Genomic DNA, 21,016 nt, shown 5'->3' on the forward strand with positions numbered 1-21,016 from the left:
GATAAGTAGAAGGGATCATCAGCATTGGATATGAGAGGTAAAATGCCAATGAGGCTGCTCCTCTTTTGCTTTGTACTGCTGGTAGCAGTGAGCGGTTGCAGCAGCATTTCCCCAGCAAAAGAAAAGCAGCTAGATGAGGGCATAAAAGTACTCATTGTTGAATTCGGTAGCCGCACGCCGATACCTGATATGAAAGTGACCGTCCGAGATATGGAGACGAATGAGGATGTAACGACAGCGACTGGGGATATAGAAGGAGAAGCTATCATTACTGACTTACAAGAAGGGCATCAATATTTGTTTGTCCCTTCATCAATTTATACAGATGATAGTGAACAGGAAAAAAGTGTCGGTAAAGTTGTGACGATTCAAGAAGATATGGGCTATGTAGTGTTGGAGACGTATTTTGAACGTGAGGAACAGCAATTAGATGTGCCGATCATAATGCAAAATCCTGAACTACCCCATGGCTGTGAAATCACAGCTTTAACTGCAGCACTTAATTATTACGGGTTAAATTTATCAAAAACAGATATGGCTAAAAACTATTTACCAAAACAAGAGATTGTTGAAAAAGGGAATAAACGCATAGGTCCTGATCCAGCAAAAGCGTATGCGGGTGATCCATTTAACAAACTTACAGGTACCTATGTCTTTGCGCCAGTGATTGAAAAGGTAGCAAAGAAAATAGCAAAAGACAAGGACGTATCGTTGAAAGTAGAAAATGTAAGTGGTCAAAGTGCAGAGGAAATAGTCTCGCTTGTTCAAGAGGGAGTACCTGTTGTAGTTTGGGTTACACTTGATCTATCTAAGCCTACTTTTAAAGAAGGCTGGTGGGTTAAGGGAACAAATAGAAAACTGGATATGTATCGTAATCTTCATGCTGTTGTTCTAACTGGGCATATGGATGATAAAGTAATTGTAATGGATCCGTTACACGGCTATGTTTCTCACGACGAAACTAGCTTTTTCAAAAGTTATAAGAAACTCGGATCACAAGCTGTTGCAATTTGGAAGTAATCATCACAGGGGGATTAACCTCTGTGATTTTTTGATAAGGGTATACAAGTCGTATATGAACATTCAAAAAGAATTTACGAAATATGTTACACTAATGGCAAAACAATAGACTATAAGTGAGATGATATACAATGGCAGAACAACCATTTTTACCAATATTAATCGGATCAGATATGAATGCATACGGAATGGCTCGTTCATTTTATGAAGCATACGGCATTAAACCAATCGTTATCGGTCGTTCACATTTAACTGCAACGCAAAATAGTAGTATTCTACACTTTGAACAAGTACCCAATTTAAACGAGCAAGAAACTTTCGTAGATGAAATGGTGAAAGTAGCAAAGAAATATTCTCATAAAAAATTATTGCTACTAGCTTGTGGCGATGATTATGCGAAACTAATTATTAAAAACAAACCAGAGCTAATCAAATATTTCACAGTGCCATATATCGATGAATCATTAATGGATCAAATTTTGTTGAAAGAAAACTTTTACAAAATGTGTGAGAAATATAATTTCAGCTATCCAAAAACTGATACTTGCACGTATGAAACATATGAAAGCTTTGATGTGAAATTTAAATACCCTATTATTATTAAAGCGTCTAACTCAGTTGAATACTGGGCATGTAGTTTCCCAGGTAAGAAAAAAGTATTCGTTGCACATGATGAAGCTGAGAAAACTGCAATATTAAAAGCTATTTATAGCTCAACATATAAAGACCATCTAATCATCCAAGAATTCATCCCTGGTGATGATTCGTATATGCGAGTATTGAATGCTTATGTTGGACAAGATGGTAAAGTGAAATTGATGTCTCTTGGTAATCCAATCCTTGAAGAGCATTCACCAGAAGGAATTGGTAGCTATGCAGCTATCATTAACACATATGATAAAGAAATTATGGACCGAGTACGTATCTTCCTAGAGGATATCGGTTATACAGGTTTTGCTAACTTCGATATGAAGTACGATTCTCGTGATGGTGAATATAAATTATTCGAAATCAATTTACGTAACGGTCGTAGTAGCTACTACGTAACAGCAAGCGGACATAACTTGATGAAGTATGTAGCAGATGATCGTATGTTAGGTAAAGATTTAGGATTAACGTATGCGAAGGAAAAGCATTTATGGATGATTATCCCCAAAGGCGTTCTATTCAAATATGCTCAAAATGAGGAACTTAAAGCAGAAGCCAAACGTTTAATCAGAGCGGGTAAAATGACGAATTCGTTATTTTATAAAAAGGATTTTAACATTAAACGTTGGTTTAAATTAACGCTTAACAATTTAAACTACTACCGTAAATATAAAAAATATTTTAATAACAAAGGTTTGTCTTAAGTCATGAATAAAAAAACATTAGGTATTATTGGTGGAGTAGGACCACTTGCAACAATGCTTGTAGGAGAAATGATTGTCCGTAGAACGAAAGCTTTCAAAGATCAGGAACATGTGCATTTCATTATAGATAATGATACGCGTATTCCTGACAGAACAGCTCATATTCTGAATCCATCTGAACCAAGTCCGGTACCTTTAATGGTTGAGGATACGCATAAGCTAGCGACTGCTGGAGCAGAGCTAATTGCAATTCCTTGTAACACAGCACATACATTTTATGATGAGCTACAAGAAAACTCACCGGTACCAGTACTGCATATGATTCGAGAAACAGCTAATAAAGCAAAACAACTCGGTGCAAAACGAGTAGGAGTATTAGCAACAACCGGTACCCTTACCTCAGGTGTATATCAACATGCATTGGAAGAGGTTGGGTTAGAACCAGTTATCCCAAATGAACAACTGCAAAAGCAAGTCATGTCAATCATTTATGACTATGTGAAAGCAGGAAAAGCCGTTACACATAACGAATGGAATATGATTGAAGAAGCGATAAAAGCTGAAGGCTGTGATCGTATTATTTTAGGATGTACAGAGCTCTCAATTGTAAATCGTGAGCTTGCTCTTGATGATTCTTATATTGATTCGTTACTTGTACTTGCTGATTGTGCTATTGTTAGTTGTGGATATGAATTACTAGATTAGAGCGCAAAAACCTGTCCTTCATCTCAATTAAAGGGCAGGTTTTTATATAAAAACTATATTTCACATTACATATATGTGAATGGGAGAAGGTGGAACAGCAATGTCTTTTTTAACTTTATTAAACGAAGATTTACAAAAAAAATGGACTTTTGAACATACAATGCCAATCCAAGATGAAATGATTCCCGCATTACTTGAGGGCAAAGACGTCGTAGCAGAATCTCCGACAGGAACGGGTAAAACACTTGCGTATCTTTTACCAATTTTACAATCAGTTGACGGTACTAAAAAAGCAACACAAGCATTAATTATCGCTCCATCACAAGAGTTATGTATGCAAATTGTTGAAGTTATCCGTACGTGGGTTGCAGGAACGAACATTACAGTCGTTCCATTAATAGGTGGCGCGAATCCACAACGTCAAATTGATAAACTAAAGAAAAAACCAACAATCGTTGTCGGCACACCTGGACGTCTAAACGAATTAGTAAAAGCAAAAAAACTAAAGCTTCATGAACTAACGAAAATTGTCCTTGATGAAGGGGACCAACTTCTTAGTCGTGACTATCGCGTATTAGTAAAATCATTTATCGATGGAGCAAGTCATGGTCGCCAAGTAGCTGTTGTTTCTGCAACAATTACTGAGGAAATCGAGCTAGTCGCTGCACGTATGATGAATGAGCCTGTACGCTTCAAAGTTAGCTTAGATGAAATGCCAAACCAAGGAAAGGTAACGCATTCATTTATGAAAATCGAAGAGAGAAATAAAACAGAAATGTTACGTAAGCTTTCAAATGTAGAAGGTTTACGTGGTTTAGCATTTGTAAATAATTTAGATCAATTATTGATGAAAGAAACAAAATTATCATACCGTGCTGCACCAATTGTTGTTTTACACTCAGAAATGAAAAAAGAAGAGCGTAAAAAGGCACTAGATTCGTTCCGTAAAGGCGAAGCACGTATTTTAATTGCGACAGATGTAGCTGCACGTGGATTAGATATTGAAGGTCTAACACATGTAATACATGTAGATGTACCACATACAATGGAGCAATACTTACATCGTTCAGGCCGTACAGGACGCGCAGGAGCAGATGGTGAAGTATTAACATTACTTGCACACCATGAAGAGCATACGTATCGTAAATGGACTCGTGAGCTGCCATCAAAACCCGTTGAAAAAACGTGGACAGCTGGAAAATTAATCGAAGGAACAACAAAACCTACTGTGAAAAGGGGCAAATAAGAATGACATTCCAGGAGAAATTAGCACAATTTGCTGAGCTTGCTGTAAAAGTAGGCGTTAATATTCAAAAAGGTCAAACACTTCTAATTAACACAACTACAGATACAATTGAGTTTACACGTTTAGTTGTAAAAGAAGCATATGCAGCAGGAGCAGGTCGCGTTACTGTCAATTTTTCTGATGGAGAGATTGACCGCGCTTTTTTTGATAATGCTCCTGAGGATGAATTTGCAAAATACCCCCGTTGGATTAGTGAACAGCGTGACGAACTAATCGAACGAAAAGGTGCCTTATTATGGATTGATGCCGCAGATCCAGATTTACTATCAGGTGTCCCTGTGTCTAAGTTATCTGCACAACAAAAAGCAGCGGGTAAAGCATTAGCGAATTACCGTAATGCTGTTATGAACGATAAAGTTGCATGGGCAATCATTGCTGTTCCGTCGAAGCAATGGGCAGCGAAAGTATTCCCAAATTTAGAAGCTGACAAACAAGTGGAAGCCTTATGGGAAGCGATTTTCAAAACAGTTCGTATTGGCGAAGGAAATGCAGTTGAAAACTGGCAAGGTCATTTAGAAAACCTAGATACTCGTGCGGCTATACTGAATGCTAAACGCTTTGTAAAACTTCACTACACAGCTCCAGGAACTGATTTGACAATCGAATTGCCTGACAAACATATTTGGCAAACTGGTGCTAGTAAAACACCAGAGAATACTTCATTTGTGGCTAATATGCCGACGGAAGAAGTATATACAATGCCATCAAAATATGGAGTAGACGGATTTGTATCAAATACAAAACCTCTTGTCTTCCAAGGCAATATCATTGATGATTTCAAATTAACGTTTGAAAATGGTAAAATCGTCAAAGCTGAAGCTGGCGTGGGCAATGATTTATTACAAGAATTGATCAAAGCTGATGAAGGTTCAAAATACCTTGGTGAAGTAGCATTAGTGCCACATGAATCACCAATTTCTGCATCAAATATTCTTTACTACAACACATTATTTGATGAAAATGCTTCTAATCACTTAGCTATCGGTGAAGCATATCCAACGTGCTATGAAGATGGTAGTGAGTTATCTCCCGAACAACTAGAAGAGCACGGTATTAATACTTCTATTACACATGAGGATTTCATGATTGGTAGTGCCGACATGAATATTGACGGTGTTTTAGAAGATGGTACAATAGAACCGATTTTCCGTAATGGTAGTTGGGCATTTTAATTAATTGAGTAAAACTGGTACGTCTCCTTGGAGGGCGTTCCAGTTTTTTTATTGTTATAGAAGAATATAACTGGGTGATGTTTAGCTTTTATTTGGAATGAAAAGGACGTGAATATTCTGCTGAATTACAAACAGATGACTTAGTGCAACAAATCCTAAAGTTAAAGCAACAATCACAATTCCATAAAAAAAACCCCTATGCATGGATTTATCCGCATAGGAGTAATTAATACTATGGTTTATATCTTGTTGTGGGTGCTTGTTTTGCTTTTGATTTTGCTTTACGAGAATCAATAACTTTAATAACGATTGGATAAACAATTGGTGCTAATTTAATTGCAGTTTTTACTACGTTTCTTACCTTCATTTAGTCGCACTCCATTTCTTATAAGCTAATAATAATTTATTCCCATTGATGCTTCATCTTAAACGCGTAGTACACGAACACCTTGGATGATATTCCAAATGATTACTGCTACAGATATTAGAATTTCTAAAATGATAAACGAGATAATTAAAATTGGCCCTGTACTTATAAAATTATCAGAACCACTGCCATAAAATCCAAACACGACAAAGAAAATAATGAAACCGATAATGGATGGGATAATGAGTAAAAGATGTGATATGAATGCTCGTTTCGCATGGTTTTTTACATTCGAATCAGCACTGACAAAATAAACAATCACTGGCAAAATAAATCCGGCAAAAAATATACTAAAGTAACACAATGCAGACAATACTCGATTGTTATCCAGCCCAAGCACCTCCAGTCATATTATTATCTACGCTACAAAGCCCAAAAAGATTCAACTCAATGCATGTACTTTTATTATATCTGCGTAACGGTATACAGATGAAATACTGACATATTCAGTGGGACCATGCCAATCTGCTCCAGTCGGTCCGAATTCGATGGCTCCTACACCATCTGCAGCATAAAATCGAGTATCAGCAGATCCATGTTGTCCAAATAGCATGTCCTGTTTGTCGCAAACTGTTGTCATTGTTTTTATTAATGATAAAACAAATGGATCATCAGCATCTGTTTTAACTGCAGGAGCAATACTGTGAATAATTATTTCAGCTGATATTTTTTCATCATCGAGAATTTTTTGAATTTCATTTAGAATATCTTCTGCTGATTGTCCTCGGACGTATCGAATATAATAGCGTACATTGCACTGATCTGGGACGACATTAAAACGTTCACCTGCTTGTATTGTTGCCAAATTAATTGATGGAGAATCATAAAATACATTACGAGCATTTGTTATTGGTGATTCTAACAGTTTGAGTGGAATTGCAGGGCTTGTAAAACGGCATTTAACCCCTCCCAAGGAAGACTACCATGTGATGCTTTACCTTTAAATTGAAGTTCGAATTGAAGAATGCCTTTTGCTTGTAAACCAATCTGCATTTGTGTAGGTACACCACAAATTGGCCATTGTAGCCATTACGAGCAAGCGTACCAGAGGTATTTTCACCGCCAATTTCTTCGTCTGTCACCAGATGAAGTTGAAGGCGTCTAGGCAGCTTGTCAGCTGATTAGATAACTCTACAAAGCTGAACATCATCGCCGCAACTCCGGCTTTCATTTCAGCAGCTCCACGTCCGTATAAAAGATCACCATCTACAAAGGGGGTATATTGTTCAATTGCTGCTGGGACGACATCAACATGGCCGTTCCAGATAAGACAATCTGCACCTTGTCCAATTTCAGCTGTTAAAATATCAAATCCATTATTTTGATGTAGGTTAACATCTATACCTTGTTTCTCAAGCCAATTAGCACAAAATTGTAATGCTTCATTTGCGCCAGTAGGAGTATCACTTTTATATATGATTAGCTTTTTAAGTAAACTAATCATCTAATTGTAATCACTTCAATTAAATTCCATTTTGTTTATTATATACGTTTTGAAAGAAATCTCTCATTCATTTCAGAGTAATCTATTGAAATAAAAGAATTGTTTGAGTACAATAGGGGTGTTCTACAATTACAATTAAATGATGTATTTACCACAAGGGGAGCCGAAATGGTCGGCTGAGAGTGAACCCAAAGTTCTAACCCTTTGAACCTGTAAGTTAATGCTTGCGTAGGAATGTGGATAGAAACCGACATATAACCGATGTCAGGACCTGTCCTGATGTCGTTTTTTTGTTGCCAAAAGTTTTACTATCTAGAGCCCATTTACAAATGGGATACGTTTAGGTCTTGTGTGTTCTACATCAGAACTACGGGAGGATATTTATTTTGAACAAAAAGAGATTGTTGTTTTTAATCGAGATTGCAATTTTTTCTGCAATCGGCTTAATTTTGGATCAGTTATCATTTAAGCTATGGGCTCAAGGTGGTTCTATTAGTCTTGTTATGGTACCAATTGTATTAATGGCATTCCGATGGGGTGTATCGGGTGGTTTAATTACCGGGTTTTTAATTGGTTTATTGCAAGTGGCGATGGGTGCTTCAATTTTCACACCTGTTCAGGGATTTATCGATTACTTTATAGCATTTACTGTAGTCGGTCTAGCTGGTGTTGTGAGACATCTAGTTTTTGCAGCGAGTAAGCAATTAAACAAAAAAGCAATGACTTTGTATATTGTGCTCGGTACAACTCTAGGTGGTTTATTGAGGTATATTGCTCATACTACAGCAGGGATTGTCTTCTTTAGCGAATATGCAGGTGACCAAAATGTTTATTTGTATTCTATAATTTATAATGGTACGTATATGTTGCCAGCTACTATACTAACAGCGGTTGTAGCTGTACTTTTATTTACTTCAGCACCGCGATTATTACAACAAAAAAATTAAAAAAAAAGAGGATTCCTTATAGATGGAGTCCTCTTTTAGTACTTTCAGTTATGTAATTTCATATGTTAAACATAAGAACTAAATAAAATTATTCTAAATATATAGACATTTGAAATAGCTATATACGCGATTTTCATGTTCTTCATTTTGCGAAAAAAGTGTTATAGTAGAGAGTAGACATATGAGAAGAAGGGATCGTATAAAATGATAGCTATAACTCAAGAGGATATTGCAGGATTGAAAAAAGCTGGACGTGTGATGGCCCAAATCCGTGAAGCGATGAAGGCAGCAACAAAACCAGGAATTACAACTAAAGAATTAGATGAAATTGGTGGCCGTTTATTTGAAGAAAATGGAGCCGTTTCAGGACCTAAAAGTGAATATGATTTTCCAGGATATACATGCATAAGTGTGAACGAACAAGTTGCACACGGCATTCCAGGGAACCTTACTCTAAAAGAGGGAGACCTTATTAATATTGACGTTTCAGGTCATGTTAATGGCTATTTTGCAGATACTGGCGTGTCATTTGTTGTAGGTGAAGGATCTTACCCAGAAATCGATAAACTTTGTCAAGTTGCAGAAAGCGCATTTGATCGTGCGATGACGAAAGTAAAACCAGGTGCACGTTTAAACCAAATTGGTAAAGCGGTCGAACGTGAAGCGAAGGCAAACGGTTTAGCAGTTATTATGAACTTAACAGGTCATGGCATTGGCCGTTCACTTCATGAAGATCCACAACATGTATTAAATTATTTTGATGCATGGGATCGCACCATTTTAAAAGAAGGTATGGTTTTAGCTGTTGAACCGTTCATCTCTCAAAAAGCAGAACATATCGTTGAAGCAGGTGATGGTTGGACATTTATAACGCCTGACAAATCACTAGTTGCTCAATATGAACATACAATCATCGTAACAGATGGTGAACCTATTATTACAACTAAATTAGACTAAAATAATGAAAAAGCCTCCCTTGAATTTTCTTCAAGGGAGGCTTTTTGTTTTCTACAGTTATTTAGAAGGCTTTTGTTTTTTTATAAATAAGATTCCTGCCAATAAGACGCCACTTAAAAAAAGTGCTGCGGTCGTTACTAGTAATTCCTCAAAGCCATTTTTTATCGCAATCCCTATATAAGCCCAAATGAAGACGATAGGAAAATAAATATCATAATGGTGGAAACGAATATGAAGTGCAATAGCGGTACCTAGAGTAAGCATAATAACAGCCCACAAAGGATTACTTAAACCTAAGCCATTCCAATGATTAGACGTTAAAACGAAAGAGATATTTGTTATTGTTGCTACGCAAATCCAAGCAAAGTAAATGGAAATGGGTATGCGCTTTGACCATGTTTGTTCATCATTACTATATGAGAAATATAGAAGTGCTAAACAAGATAATAATAGTAGCATTACAACAACAGTAAGTTGGAAGTAATTATAATGCCACAGGAAAATCCACAAAACATTAAGTAGTGAACTGGCTGTAAATAACAATGTTTGTTGAATAGAAATCGTGTTCTTTATCTGATGATTGAACCAATGTTTATAAATCCAGTAAGCTAAAGTTATGTATATAAAGCCCCAAATAGTAAAAACATATCGTGCTGGAGTGAAAAGAACCGTATAACTGTCGGAGATTTCGCCAGTAGTTTGACCATTTAGTGGAAGAATATTAGCAGCTAAGTTTACGGTTACCATTGCAATATAAGCGATGGTAATAATAATCAATCTCCCCAATAAAATCTCCTCCTTCATGTTGGGAATAGTATAAAAATCTGAATGTTGTTGCACTCTGAAGTAGAAAAGAATCTCGATAAAATTGCGTATATATACAAACAATATCTTCCGATTTTAATGTATATGTATAAAGTATACATTCGATTAGTTAGAACAACAAATATCATTTCAGTACAATTTGCTGTAAAATAATAGTATAAAAGTAAAAGGAGTGGTTAAAGTGAGTAAACGCATTGAAGATATAAAATTAGACAAACATCTAAACGATAAACCTTCCTACAAAAAGGAACTAAAAAAATTACAATTTGAACTATTAAATATTCAACAGTTCTTGTTCAATCATAATATAGGGCTTGTGTTAGCCTTTGAAGGGATGGACGCAGCTGGTAAAGGTGGAGCGATTAAACGTTTAACACAACGACTGGATCCTCGTGGATATATCGTACATCCAATTGCCGCACCGCAACCCTTCGAACTAAAATATAACTATCTACATCGCTTTTGGACGCGCCTACCTTACAAAGGGCAAATCGGCATTTTCGATCGTTCATGGTATGGACGAGTACTAGTAGAACGTATTGAAGGCTTTGCTAAACAAGAAGAATGGCAACGTGCCTACGAAGAAATTAACCGATTTGAAAAACTACTTACAGATGATAACTATATCGTAGCGAAATTCTGGATTCAAGTGTCAAATGAAGAACAATTAAATCGATTTAAAGAACGACAAGAAGATCCCTATAAAAAATGGAAGCTTACAGATGAAGATTGGCGCAATCGTGACAAGTGGCCACTTTATGTTGAAGCAGCAAATGATATGTTCAAGAAGACCGATAAACCTCATGCACCATGGATTTTAATATCAGGTGATGATAAAAATTACGCACGAATTCAAGTGTTAAAAGAAATAATCGCACATGTTACAAGAGAATGTGAACTTAGAGGATTAAAAATTACTGATCCCTCGGAAACTATTAGCGAAGAAGTCTAACTATTTCGTGTCCAGAAGTATTATACTGAATATGTAAGATAATTTAGTAATGGAGGTCGGAATATGACAAACAAAAAATTCCCAGAAGTATGGGATTTAGAGTCCGTATTTACAGGAGGTAGCAATTCAGAAGAATTAAGAATCCAATTAGACAGAATCCAAGTTGAATTAGAAGAACTTCAAAATGCAGTTTCAAGTATTGTGGCAGAAGATGCAAAATCCATTTTAAATGTTCTAGAACTAATGAAAGAAGTATATATTAATATGGGGCAAGCAGGTTCATTTGTATCTTGTTTACAAGCGCAAGATATGACTGATAAAAAAGCATCTTTACTACGTGGTGAAATTTCATCATTAGCTGCGAATTTTGCACCGATTAAATTGCAATTTCAACAAGTATTAAGTGGCATAGAAGAAGAAAAGTGGACAGATTTACTAACTACTGAGGAGTTATCACAATTCAATTTCACTTTAAATGAATGGCGAGATGAAACTAAATTAAAACTTTCTGAGCAGGAAGAGAATATTATTTCTGCATTAAAAGTAGATGGTTATAATGCTTGGGGAGAAATGTATGATCTATTGATTAGCGATATTAAAATTCCTTTTACAATTGATGGTGGGGAAAAAGAGCTTTCGGTAGGCCAAGCGAATAACTTAAGTTCACATCCAGATGCTACAGTGCGTCAAGCTGCTTATGAAGCGCTTGAAAAAACATGGACTGAAAAAGAGGAATTCTTTGCAAAAACGTTGAATCATATAGCAGGGTTCCGATTAGCTACATACAAAAAAAGAGGTTGGGATTCGGTATTACAAGAGCCACTTCAAACTAACCGTATGCAACCTGAAACGATTGATGCAATGTGGGGTGCAATTACAGATCATAAAGCACCTTTCGTTGAATATTTAAAGCGTAAGGCAGAGCTGTTAAATACAAGTACAATGGATTGGTTTAACTTAGATGCCCCAATTACTGCATCAACTGAGACGATTTCTTATCAAGAAGGCGCAGCATTTGTCATTAAAAATTTCGGACGTTTCGGCAAGAAGCTAGAAACCTTCGCTACAAATGCAATTGAAAACGGATGGATTGAAGCAGAAAATCGCCCAAATAAACGTCCAGGTGGATTTTGTACTGGTTTACCATTAACGAAAGAATCACGAATTTTCATGACTTATAGTGGTACTATGTCTAATGTTGCAACATTAGCACATGAATTAGGTCATGCATTCCATTCGTATGCATTACGTCCGATTCATACTTTGAATACTGGCTATGCAATGGGTGTAGCAGAAACAGCTTCTACATTTGCTGAAATGATTGTTGCAGATGCAGCTGTTCAAGAAGCAAACTCGGTAGATGAAAAAATAGCATTACTTGAAGATAAAATTCAGCGCAGTGTCGCATTCTTCATGAATATTCATGCTCGATTCTTATTCGAAACACGTTTTTATGAAGAACGTAAAGAAGGAATTGTACCAGCTCAACGCTTGAATGAAATAATGGAAGAAGCACAAAAAGAAGCTTATGCAGGTGCGCTAAATGTTGCTCATCCCCATTTCTGGGCTTCAAAATTGCACTTCTATATGACAAGCGTGCCATTTTATAATTTCCCATATACATTTGGCTATTTATTCTCATTAAGTATTTATGCTAAGGCGAAAGAAGAAGGTAGTAGTTTTGAAGATAAATATATCGCTTTATTACAAGATACAGCTGTTATGTCTGTAGAAGATTTAGCGATGAAACATTTAGGTGAGGATATTACAGAAAAGGCATTCTGGGAAAAGGGAATTCGTATATGTGAACAGGATGTTGAACAGTTTTTAGAATTAACCACTCAAAAAGGGTGATCTGACATGGTGTTTCTTGAAGGAAATCGCTGCTATTTACGAACATTAGAGGAAGCCGATGTTTCGGCATTCACAAATCTAGTTAAGCGTAATAAGCGCTATTGGTCGATCTATGAGCCATTACATGAGGATGAGTTTTATACAGAACACACTCAAAGAAAGAAGATTATTGAGTCTATTCAGCGTATGAGACTCAACCGTGAGTATAGTTTTGCAATATTTGCAATGGGAACGTCGGATCTTGTAGGACATATATCGATTTATTCTATCAAGAGATTACCATTTGCAAGTGCTTTTGTCGGTTATTCAGTAGATAAACGTTATATTGGACAAGGAATTGCATCTGAGGCGCTAGAGCTAGTAGTTAAATTTGGCTTTGAAGATTTGTCGCTACATCGAGTAGAAGCTTACGTATCGCCTAAGAACATTGGCTCTGTCCGCGTTTTAGAGAAAACAGGATTCCAGCGAGAAGGATTATTAAGAAAGCTACTGTACATTAACGGAAACTGGGAAGATCATTATTTGTATTCTTATATAGATGATGAATTTTGAAAGGGTAAGGCCGTCTGGCGGAGATGGAAAAGTACTGTCAGAGGGATGCTGTACGGAATGAAATAATTAGCGAATCATTTCCTGGGAAATACGTCGATTTCTGTTCGAAAAAGAAGAAGCGAGGGTCACTTAACAGGTGACTCTCGCTTTTTGTCATATCAATTATTTTGAACCGTCTTCAACTACATCAAGACGTCCTGTACTTGGGTCAATTACTAAACCGTGAACGGGAATAGAGTCGATAACTAAAGGATGACTTCGAATCATCTCAACACTATTTCGTACGTTTTCAGTTACATCATCAAAGCCTCTTAACCAGTCATGTAAGTTTGCACCAGAGTAATTTAGAAGATCAATGGTATCTTGAGAAACACCACGATCAACCATTTTAGCTAACATGTTGTCAGGGTTAACTGCACTCATACCACAATCGTAGTGCCCAATGACAAAAATCTCATCTGCTTGTAACTCATAAATTGCAACAAGTAGACTGCGCATAATACCACCAAATGGATGGTTTAATGTTGCACCTGCACTTTTAACGATTTTGACATCGCCATTACGTAAATTCATTGCTTTTGGTAATAGTTCCACAAGGCGAGTATCCATGCATGTTAAAATAACAAAATGCTTATCTGGAAATTTACTTGTAATAAAAGGCTCATATTGCTTTTCTTCTACAAAGGCTTCATTGAATGTAAGAATCTCATTTATTATAGACATTAAAAAGTTCCCCTTTCCTTACATACTTATTTTAGAATAACTATTCAGAAAAGAGAATAAGTTTTCACGAATTTAAGAATTCAATTTTTGTAAAAGGTTCATTGTATCTAGAGAACGTCCAGTACCAATTGCAACAGATTCTAATGGTGATGGAGCTAGAATAACAGGAACAAGTAGTTCATCTGAAAGCCATTCAGGCATACCTTTTAATAGAGAACCGCCACCTGTTAACACAACACCTCGGTCTACAATATCTCCGGATAACTCTGGTGGGCAGCTTTCTAATGTTCTACGAATAACCTCTAAGATTGAAAGAAGAGATTCTTTAAGGCAACCTTGAATTTCTTCTGAATTTAAAGTGATCGTTTTTGGTAAACCAGTTACTATATCTCTACCACGTACTTCCATGAACTCTTTATCATGTTGAATTAAAGCATAACCAATTTCTTTCTTAATATTCTCAGCAGTATGTTCACCGATTAGCACGCTATATTCCTTACGTGCAAAATGAATAATCTCATCATTCATTCGGTCGCCACCTAGTTTCATAGTGTTTGAAGTAACAACACCACCAAATGAAATGATTCCGACCTCTGTTGTTCCTCCACCGATATCAACGATGACACTTGCGATAGGTTCACTAACGGGAAGATCAGCACCAATTGCAGCAGCAACTGGTTCCTCGATTAAGAAGACTTCTTTAGCTCCACATTGTTTAACAGCATCTTTTATAGCTAAGCGCTCAACTGAAGTAGCTCCTGAGGGAGTGCAGACAATTACACTTGGTTTACGGATTGAGCCACCTATAATTTTTCCGACCTTTTGCATAATGACTTTAATCATTTCGGTAGTCATATCAAAGTCGGCAATGACACCATCGCGAAGGGGACGGATTGCTTGAATATTCGCGGGCGTTTTACCGATCATATTCTTCGCTTCAGTACCGATTGCGATAACTTCATTTGTAGTTGTATTTACTGAAATAACTGATGGTTCATTTAATAAAATTCCTTTGTTTTTTGTATATACTAACGTATTGGCTGTGCCAAGATCGATTCCAATTGCAGTTGTTGAAAACATTGTATACTTCCTCCCTTATAACATTGCCTCATAAGTATAGAGGAAAAACGATAAAACACATATGTTACATTTTGGAAGTTGTAAATCGTATTAAGGAAATATGTGAAATTAGTATTTTTTAATAATCATTTTTTGGTAAAAATATAGGTAATTAGTTTTATTATGTCACAAGTTTGTTACAAAATTGTGAGGAAAATATAAAAAAACAGTTACTTATTAGTAACTGTTTTGGATTAAAAGTTAGTTTTTTGGTTTTGGATCAACAAGAGTTGCAGTTGAAGTATCTAATCCTACTAGTAAATAGTGAATAAGGATTCCACCAGTGATTAGGATAAGTGCTGAAAATCCTAATACTGTTACTATAAATGTACCCATGATAAAACTCCTCTCTACCATTATTAAAGATTCATTAACTACCAGTATACATGATATTTTGCTTCAACATAAGTCTAATTTATGGATTACCATTTTACCAATGCATTATATGTACGTAAGTTGTACACTTCAGTAGGATTTAGAGTGCAAAATAATAGTTACATTATTATTTGTAGAAAACTTGCTGGAATATTAAAATGCCCAGCTTCCTTGGCGGAATATTGGTTCTACGTTGTTATCTTCTGTAATACCGTCTATATCCATCTTGTCAGAACCAATCATAAAATCTACATGTGTTAGACTTTGGTTTAAGCCGTTCTCGGCAATATCTTCACGGGACATGGTTTTACCACCTTCTATGTTGAATGCGTAAGCACTACCAATAGCTAAATGGTTGGAAGCATTTTCGTCAAACAGTGTGTTATAAAATAATAGACCCGATTGCGAAATAGGTGAATTGTGTGGAACTAAAGCAACTTCACCTAAATAATGTGAACCTTCGTCAGTAGCTACAAGTTGTTTAAGTACTTCCTCACCTTGCTCAGCAGATACGTCCACGATTCGACCATTTTCAAAGGTAATTTTAAATTGATCAATAATATTGCCACCATAGCTTAATGGTTTAGTACTAGAAACAAAACCGTTAACGCCGGTTTTAAAAGGTGCAGTAAAGACTTCTTCTGTAGGCATGTTAGCCATAAACTCTTTACCATTCACATTGACACTTCCGCCACCACACCATAAATGGTTTTTAGGAAGCTCGATTGTAAGGTCTGTTCCAGGTGCACGGTAATGCAATTTATGGTATTTTTTTTCGTTTAAATAGGATACTTTATCGTGTAGTGATTCATCAAGTGTTTTCCAGGCTTGGATTGGATCTGCTACATCGACTCTTACAGCTTTGAAAATTGCGTTCCAAAGTTGCTCAACTTGTTGGTCTTGAGGTAGTTCAGGGAAAACTTTGGCAGCCCAATCTTTAGAAGATGCTGCAATAACATTCCAACTAATTTTATCAGATTGTGCATATTCTCTATATTTACTCAAGGCTTTACCGGTAGCTTTTTGGAATGCAGAGATACGGCTAGATTCAATCCCCGCTAGTAAATCTGGACTTTGGGAAACAATGCTTATGAAAGCAGCACCTTGTTCTGCTAACCAATTGCGTTCTTCCGTTTTCCAATGTGGGTAAAAGTCAAAAGAGTCTGCGGGAGCTAACTCATAACGTAAACGGTTAATTTGATCATCTGCGAAATCAACAAATACTTGTTTAGCGCCAGCTTCATAAGCTTTTTTAGTAATTAAGCGGACTAACTCTACATTATCAGTAGAAGTGCTGATGTAAAGAAATTGATTGGGTTGGATGTTGACACCTATTTTAACAGCAAGTTCAGCATAACGATCTAATTTCTCATTGAATGAAATCATGACGACATTCCTCCTTAATTTAAGTTAATTGTAACAATTTTTGAAAGATTATAAAAGAAAAAGTGAAGGACCATAATTTTGTCCTTTTCACGAAATTTCAGCAAATATCTTCTATTGTTTACAATAGATTATTAAAATAATGAAATATAAACCGAAATAAAAAAAAGAATGACGATTTTGGGGGTACTAAAATGGATTTATCATCGATTATTGGTTTAATAATAGCTTTTGTTTCGCTATTAGCAGGAATGTATTTTAAAGGTGTTACTCCTGATGCATTACTGAATCCAGCAGCGATACTTATTATCATCTTCGGTACGATCGCAGCGATTACGATCGCATTTCCTAAGAATGAACTAAAACGTATACCTAAGCTGTTTGGTCTTATCTTCAAGGAGCAAAAGTTAGTAAGTGATGTAGAGATTATTAAAATGTTTTCGCAATGGGCAGATTTAGCTCGTCGTGAAGGGCTACTTGCACTTGAAAGTAAAGTATCGGAAATTGATGATCCATTTTTGAAAAATGGATTGACTTTGGCTATTGATGGTCAAAATGCAGATTATATCCGCGACGTCTTAAATGAAGAAGTGGAAGCGATGGAAGATCGCCATGCAAGTGGAGCTTTGATTTTCTCACAAGCAGGTACATATGCCCCAACTTTAGGGGTACTTGGTGCAGTAATTGGTCTTATCGCAGCACTAAGAGATTTAAACGATATTGAAAAATTGGGACATGCTATTTCAGCAGCGTTCGTAGCGACACTTCTAGGTATCTTCACAGGATATGTATTATGGCATCCATTTGCAAATAAGTTAAAACGTAAATCTAGCCAAGAAATTCGTCAAAAAACAATGATGATTGAAGGTATTTTATCGGTTCTAGAAGGTGAAGCTCCTCGCGTAATCGAACAGAAATTGGCATCTTATTTAACCAAAGAAGATCGCTCTCAAATAATGGACGAAAGCGGGGCGAGTGGCCTTGGCAAAGAGATCTAAAAGAAGAAAAAAGCATGAAGAACATACAGATGAATCTTGGCTAATTCCATATGCCGATATCCTAACATTATTATTAGCGCTCTTTATTGTCTTATTTGCTTCTAGTACTGTCGATGTACAAAAAATGCAACAGCTTTCTACAGTTTTTAGCTCTATTTTCGATTCAGGTGAGGGCGTATTTGAGCAGCCCTCACCAGTTGAACCACAAAAACCAGAAAGTACTGAAAAAGATAGCAACTCAGCATATTTAGAAGATCAAGAAGCCTTATCACAGATAAAAGGGAATGTAGATGAATTTATTGCTGTGAATGAGCTTGAAAAGCAATTCGCAACAAAGCTGACAGATGAAGGATTACTCGTAACAATTCGTGATAGTATTCTCTTTGATCCAGGTAAAGCTAATGTAAAAGATGAATATCAAAATATTGCGAAAGAATTATCCAAGTTACTTGTATTCGATCCACCACGTCATGTAATTATTACAGGTTATACAGATGATGTACCAATGAACAATGCAGAATTTGCTTCGAATTGGGAGCTAAGTGTTATGCGTGCAGTTAATTTCTTGAAATTAGTTGTAGATGAAAATGTTAAACTTGATCCAGCATTTTTTAGTGCAAAAGGATATGGGGAAAATGAACCTGTTGCATCTAATAAGACAGATGAAGGTCGTGCGAAAAATAGACGTGTAGAAGTACTTATTCAGCCTTTAGTGAAAAAAGAAGATACAAATACAAACGAAAAAGAAACATCAGCAAAATCAGAATAAGAAAAAACGATATGTATTTTACATATCGTTTTTTTTTTTTTTTTGACATTATAAAAACAAAAGTTTATAATCTAAACAAAAGTAATAAGGGTGATGACATGAATGAAAAAGAGTTAATGATCCTAAAGCTTATTCGCCAAAACCCTTTTTTGTCCCAACAAGAAATGGCCGAAGAGTTAAATATGTCTAGACCCGCTTTAGCGAATATTATCTCAGGGTTAACACGTCAAGGTAAAATTGTCGGGAGGGCGTATATATTGCCGGAAGAAAATGAAGTAATTTGTATCGGTGGAGCTAATATGGACCGTAAGTTTCATATTAAAGGTAAAGCTCAGTTGGGAACCTCTAATCCAGCTGCCGTTACACAAAGTATCGGTGGTGTAACTCGAAACATTGCTGAAAATTTAGGGCGCCTAGGACACCATGTTTCACTTTTAACAGGTGCAGGCAAGGATTCAGATTGGAATGCTATTAAAGAAGCTTCAGCAAGCTATATGAATGTTTCTAACGTAGAACAATTCCAAAGCGCTTCAACTGGCTCTTATACGGCAGTTTTAGATGAGCAAGGAGAAATGCTTTTAGCTGTAGCGAATATGGATGTGTATGATCTATTAGTACCAGAGTTGCTGATGAAGCACGAGGCAACGATGTCAAATGCAGCATGTATCGTTATGGATTTGAATTGTCCTAAAGAAACAATCGAGAGTATTAAAGAACTTGCATTGGTTAGACAAATTCCATTTGTATTAATTCCAGTATCGTCACCGAAGATGGATCGTATGCCAAAAGATTTAAATGGCGTAACATGGTTTATCTGTAATCGCGATGAAGCAGAAACGTATTTGGATAGTACGATTACCTCAGAGGAAGACTGGAAAAAAGCAGTACAAGCTTTATTGGAAAAAGGTGCAGAAAATGTTGTTATTACAGCAGGCAGTAAAGGCGTCTACGCAGCGTCTAAAGATTTGCCTGTGAAGAGCTATGCTGCAATTCAAATTGATCATGTTGAAGATGTGACTGGTGCTGGAGATGCTTTTGTAGGAGCATTGCTACATAGTTGGATTCTACAAGAACCTTTCGCTGAAAATATTCAAAATGGTTTGATGAACGCAGCAAAAACTTTACAAAGTGCATTTACAGTAAGACCAGAGTTATCTGCAAATAAACTAAAAAATGAGCTGGAGGAATAATTCATGAAACAATATTTATCATTCTCAGAAGAAGTAAAAGCTGCACAAGAAAAAGGGCTACCAATCGTAGCGTTAGAATCTACAATCATTTCACATGGTATGCCATATCCACAAAACGTTGTTACAGCACGTGAAGTAGAACAAATCATCCGCGATAACGGTGCAGTACCAGCAACAATTGCTATTTTAGATGGTAAAATCAAAATCGGTCTTTCTGATGAAGAGTTAGAAGTACTAGGTAACTCACCAGACGTTGCAAAAACATCTCGTCGTGACCTTGCTTATTTACTAGCAACAAAACAAAAAGGTGCTACTACAGTGGCTGCAACAATGATCTGTGCAGAATTAGCTGGCATCGAAATGTTCGTAACAGGTGGTATCGGTGGTGTTCACCGTGGCGCTGAAACAACAATGGATATTTCAGCTGACTTAGAAGAACTTTCACAAACAAATGTAGCTGTAGTATGTGCGGGTGCAAAATCTATTCTAGATATCGGATTGACATTAGAGTACCTTGAAACAAAGGGTGTTCCAGTAATCGGTTATGAAACAGACTTAGTACCAGCATTCTATACACGTGAAAGTGATTTCGCTGTAAACTTCCGTGCAGATAACCCTGAAACGGTAGCAGAAACATTACGTGCAAAATGGGATCTTGGACTTAAGGGTGGAGCAGTAATTGCTAATCCAATTCCAGAAGCTGATGCAATGGATCATGAATTCATCACTAACATCATTGAAACAGCATTGCAAGAAGCTAAAGAAAATGGTATTAGTGGTAAAAAAGTAACTCCATTCTTATTAGGTAAAGTGAAAGAATTAACAGAGGGCAAGAGCTTAGTAGCTAATATCGCATTAGTAAAACATAATGCTGTAATAGGTTCTAAAATTGCTGTAGCTTTAAATAAATAATTGGATGAAAAAAGCTAGGAACATAGCCGTTACA

Annotated in this window: 24 protein-coding genes and 1 riboswitch; of the genes, 14 read left to right on the top strand and 10 right to left on the bottom strand. The window is 36.4% G+C overall.

Translation table 11 applies throughout. The annotated features are described in order from the left end of the window. Positions 1 to 48 precede the first annotated feature (48 nt). From MHH98_RS02705 to MHH98_RS02725, 5 genes are all read left to right on the top strand, one after another. A complete protein-coding gene (locus MHH98_RS02705; protein ID WP_081729987.1) occupies positions 49 to 1,020 on the top strand; it encodes a C39 family peptidase in 972 nt (323 codons plus the stop codon). Positions 1,021 to 1,151: 131 nt separating this feature from the next. Continuing rightward, positions 1,152 to 2,372 carry a carboxylate--amine ligase gene (locus tag MHH98_RS02710; RefSeq protein WP_038178610.1) on the top strand — a complete coding sequence of 407 codons (1,221 nt, stop codon included), beginning with the start codon at positions 1,152 to 1,154 and terminating at the stop codon, positions 2,370 to 2,372. A 3-nt stretch (positions 2,373 to 2,375) separates the two neighbouring features. Further along, positions 2,376 to 3,077, top strand: a complete 702-nt coding sequence (locus tag MHH98_RS02715; protein WP_038178608.1) for an aspartate/glutamate racemase family protein — start codon at positions 2,376 to 2,378, stop codon at positions 3,075 to 3,077. Positions 3,078 to 3,177: 100 nt separating this feature from the next. Next, a complete protein-coding gene (locus MHH98_RS02720) occupies positions 3,178 to 4,323 on the top strand; it encodes a DEAD/DEAH box helicase (RefSeq protein WP_038178606.1) in 1,146 nt (381 codons plus the stop codon). A gap of 2 nt (positions 4,324 to 4,325) precedes the next feature. Then, positions 4,326 to 5,555 (top strand): aminopeptidase, encoded by a 1,230-nt coding sequence (locus MHH98_RS02725; protein ID WP_038178603.1) that lies wholly within the window; start codon positions 4,326 to 4,328, stop codon positions 5,553 to 5,555. Between the two features lie 232 nt (positions 5,556 to 5,787). On the opposite strand, the gene MHH98_RS02730 is transcribed toward MHH98_RS02725, so the two are convergent. The 5 genes from MHH98_RS02730 to MHH98_RS02750 form a co-directional block, all read right to left on the bottom strand. Next, the gene (locus MHH98_RS02730; RefSeq protein ID WP_235175658.1) at positions 5,788 to 5,922 is read right to left on the bottom strand and encodes a hypothetical protein; all 135 of its coding nucleotides are present in this window, start codon (positions 5,920 to 5,922) and stop codon (positions 5,788 to 5,790) included. A 58-nt stretch (positions 5,923 to 5,980) separates the two neighbouring features. Then, on the bottom strand, positions 5,981 to 6,244 hold the full coding sequence (locus MHH98_RS02735) for a hypothetical protein (RefSeq protein WP_235175657.1): 264 nt from the start codon (positions 6,242 to 6,244) through the stop codon (positions 5,981 to 5,983). 120 nt (positions 6,245 to 6,364) lie between these two features. Beyond that, entirely contained in the window at positions 6,365 to 6,895 is a 531-nt protein-coding gene (locus tag MHH98_RS02740) for a M20/M25/M40 family metallo-hydrolase (RefSeq protein WP_268746449.1), read from the bottom strand. After that, entirely contained in the window at positions 6,841 to 6,975 is a 135-nt protein-coding gene (locus MHH98_RS02745; RefSeq protein ID WP_268746448.1) for a peptidase dimerization domain-containing protein, read from the bottom strand. The genes MHH98_RS02740 and MHH98_RS02745 overlap by 55 nt, the downstream gene beginning before the upstream one ends. An 85-nt stretch (positions 6,976 to 7,060) precedes the next feature. After that, positions 7,061 to 7,426 carry a M20/M25/M40 family metallo-hydrolase gene (locus tag MHH98_RS02750; RefSeq protein ID WP_235175656.1) on the bottom strand — a complete coding sequence of 122 codons (366 nt, stop codon included), beginning with the start codon at positions 7,424 to 7,426 and terminating at the stop codon, positions 7,061 to 7,063. A gap of 146 nt (positions 7,427 to 7,572) precedes the next feature. After that, positions 7,573 to 7,678, top strand: a riboswitch (TPP riboswitch). 134 nt (positions 7,679 to 7,812) lie between these two features. Between MHH98_RS02750 and thiT the strand changes: the two genes are divergently transcribed. Together thiT and map are read left to right on the top strand one after the other, a co-directional pair. Then, on the top strand, positions 7,813 to 8,373 hold the full coding sequence (gene thiT / locus MHH98_RS02755) for an energy-coupled thiamine transporter ThiT (protein WP_038178602.1): 561 nt from the start codon (positions 7,813 to 7,815) through the stop codon (positions 8,371 to 8,373). 204 nt (positions 8,374 to 8,577) lie between these two features. Further along, complete coding sequence (map, locus tag MHH98_RS02760; protein ID WP_038178600.1) at positions 8,578 to 9,330, top strand: type I methionyl aminopeptidase; 753 nt, start codon at positions 8,578 to 8,580, stop codon at positions 9,328 to 9,330. Between the two features lie 57 nt (positions 9,331 to 9,387). Here the strand turns inward: map and MHH98_RS02765 are convergent, their stop codons facing one another. Then, on the bottom strand, positions 9,388 to 10,116 hold the full coding sequence (locus MHH98_RS02765; RefSeq protein WP_038178598.1) for a tryptophan-rich sensory protein: 729 nt from the start codon (positions 10,114 to 10,116) through the stop codon (positions 9,388 to 9,390). A 220-nt stretch (positions 10,117 to 10,336) separates the two neighbouring features. Here MHH98_RS02765 and MHH98_RS02770 point away from each other — a divergent pair, with 220 nt between their 5' ends. From MHH98_RS02770 to MHH98_RS02780, 3 genes are all read left to right on the top strand, one after another. Beyond that, positions 10,337 to 11,107 carry a polyphosphate kinase 2 family protein gene (locus MHH98_RS02770; protein ID WP_038178597.1) on the top strand — a complete coding sequence of 257 codons (771 nt, stop codon included), beginning with the start codon at positions 10,337 to 10,339 and terminating at the stop codon, positions 11,105 to 11,107. 63 nt (positions 11,108 to 11,170) lie between these two features. Then, a complete protein-coding gene (locus MHH98_RS02775) occupies positions 11,171 to 12,961 on the top strand; it encodes a M3 family oligoendopeptidase (RefSeq protein ID WP_076065920.1) in 1,791 nt (596 codons plus the stop codon). A 6-nt stretch (positions 12,962 to 12,967) separates the two neighbouring features. Further along, a complete protein-coding gene (locus MHH98_RS02780) occupies positions 12,968 to 13,513 on the top strand; it encodes a GNAT family N-acetyltransferase (RefSeq protein WP_038178593.1) in 546 nt (181 codons plus the stop codon). Positions 13,514 to 13,675: 162 nt separating this feature from the next. Here the strand turns inward: MHH98_RS02780 and MHH98_RS02785 are convergent, their stop codons facing one another. From MHH98_RS02785 to MHH98_RS02800, 4 genes are all read right to left on the bottom strand, one after another. Further along, the gene (locus MHH98_RS02785) at positions 13,676 to 14,236 is read right to left on the bottom strand and encodes a beta-class carbonic anhydrase (protein ID WP_038178591.1); all 561 of its coding nucleotides are present in this window, start codon (positions 14,234 to 14,236) and stop codon (positions 13,676 to 13,678) included. Between the two features lie 72 nt (positions 14,237 to 14,308). After that, the gene (mreBH, locus tag MHH98_RS02790) at positions 14,309 to 15,316 is read right to left on the bottom strand and encodes a rod-share determining protein MreBH (protein ID WP_038178589.1); all 1,008 of its coding nucleotides are present in this window, start codon (positions 15,314 to 15,316) and stop codon (positions 14,309 to 14,311) included. Between the two features lie 240 nt (positions 15,317 to 15,556). After that, a complete protein-coding gene (locus MHH98_RS02795) occupies positions 15,557 to 15,691 on the bottom strand; it encodes a hypothetical protein (RefSeq protein WP_255511482.1) in 135 nt (44 codons plus the stop codon). Positions 15,692 to 15,883: 192 nt separating this feature from the next. Next, on the bottom strand, positions 15,884 to 17,116 hold the full coding sequence (locus tag MHH98_RS02800; RefSeq protein WP_038178582.1) for an aminopeptidase: 1,233 nt from the start codon (positions 17,114 to 17,116) through the stop codon (positions 15,884 to 15,886). A gap of 191 nt (positions 17,117 to 17,307) precedes the next feature. On the opposite strand from MHH98_RS02800, the gene motA reads away from it, so the two are divergent. The 4 genes from motA (at position 17,308) to MHH98_RS02820 (ending at position 20,982) form a co-directional block, all read left to right on the top strand. Continuing rightward, on the top strand, positions 17,308 to 18,111 hold the full coding sequence (motA, locus tag MHH98_RS02805) for a flagellar motor stator protein MotA (protein WP_038178580.1): 804 nt from the start codon (positions 17,308 to 17,310) through the stop codon (positions 18,109 to 18,111). After that, positions 18,095 to 18,880: a flagellar motor protein MotB gene (motB, locus tag MHH98_RS02810; RefSeq protein ID WP_038178578.1), complete on the top strand. Its 786-nt coding sequence runs from the start codon at positions 18,095 to 18,097 to the stop codon at positions 18,878 to 18,880. The genes motA and motB overlap by 17 nt, the downstream gene beginning before the upstream one ends. 98 nt (positions 18,881 to 18,978) lie before the next feature. Then, positions 18,979 to 20,070: a carbohydrate kinase gene (locus MHH98_RS02815; protein ID WP_038178716.1), complete on the top strand. Its 1,092-nt coding sequence runs from the start codon at positions 18,979 to 18,981 to the stop codon at positions 20,068 to 20,070. 3 nt (positions 20,071 to 20,073) lie between these two features. Further along, positions 20,074 to 20,982 (top strand): pseudouridine-5'-phosphate glycosidase, encoded by a 909-nt coding sequence (locus tag MHH98_RS02820; protein ID WP_038178576.1) that lies wholly within the window; start codon positions 20,074 to 20,076, stop codon positions 20,980 to 20,982. Positions 20,983 to 21,016 lie beyond the last annotated feature (34 nt).

The sequence above is a fragment of the Viridibacillus sp. FSL H8-0110 genome (assembly GCF_038003565.1).
GTDB classification, from domain to species: Bacteria; Bacillota; Bacilli; order Bacillales_A; family Planococcaceae; genus Viridibacillus; species Viridibacillus arenosi.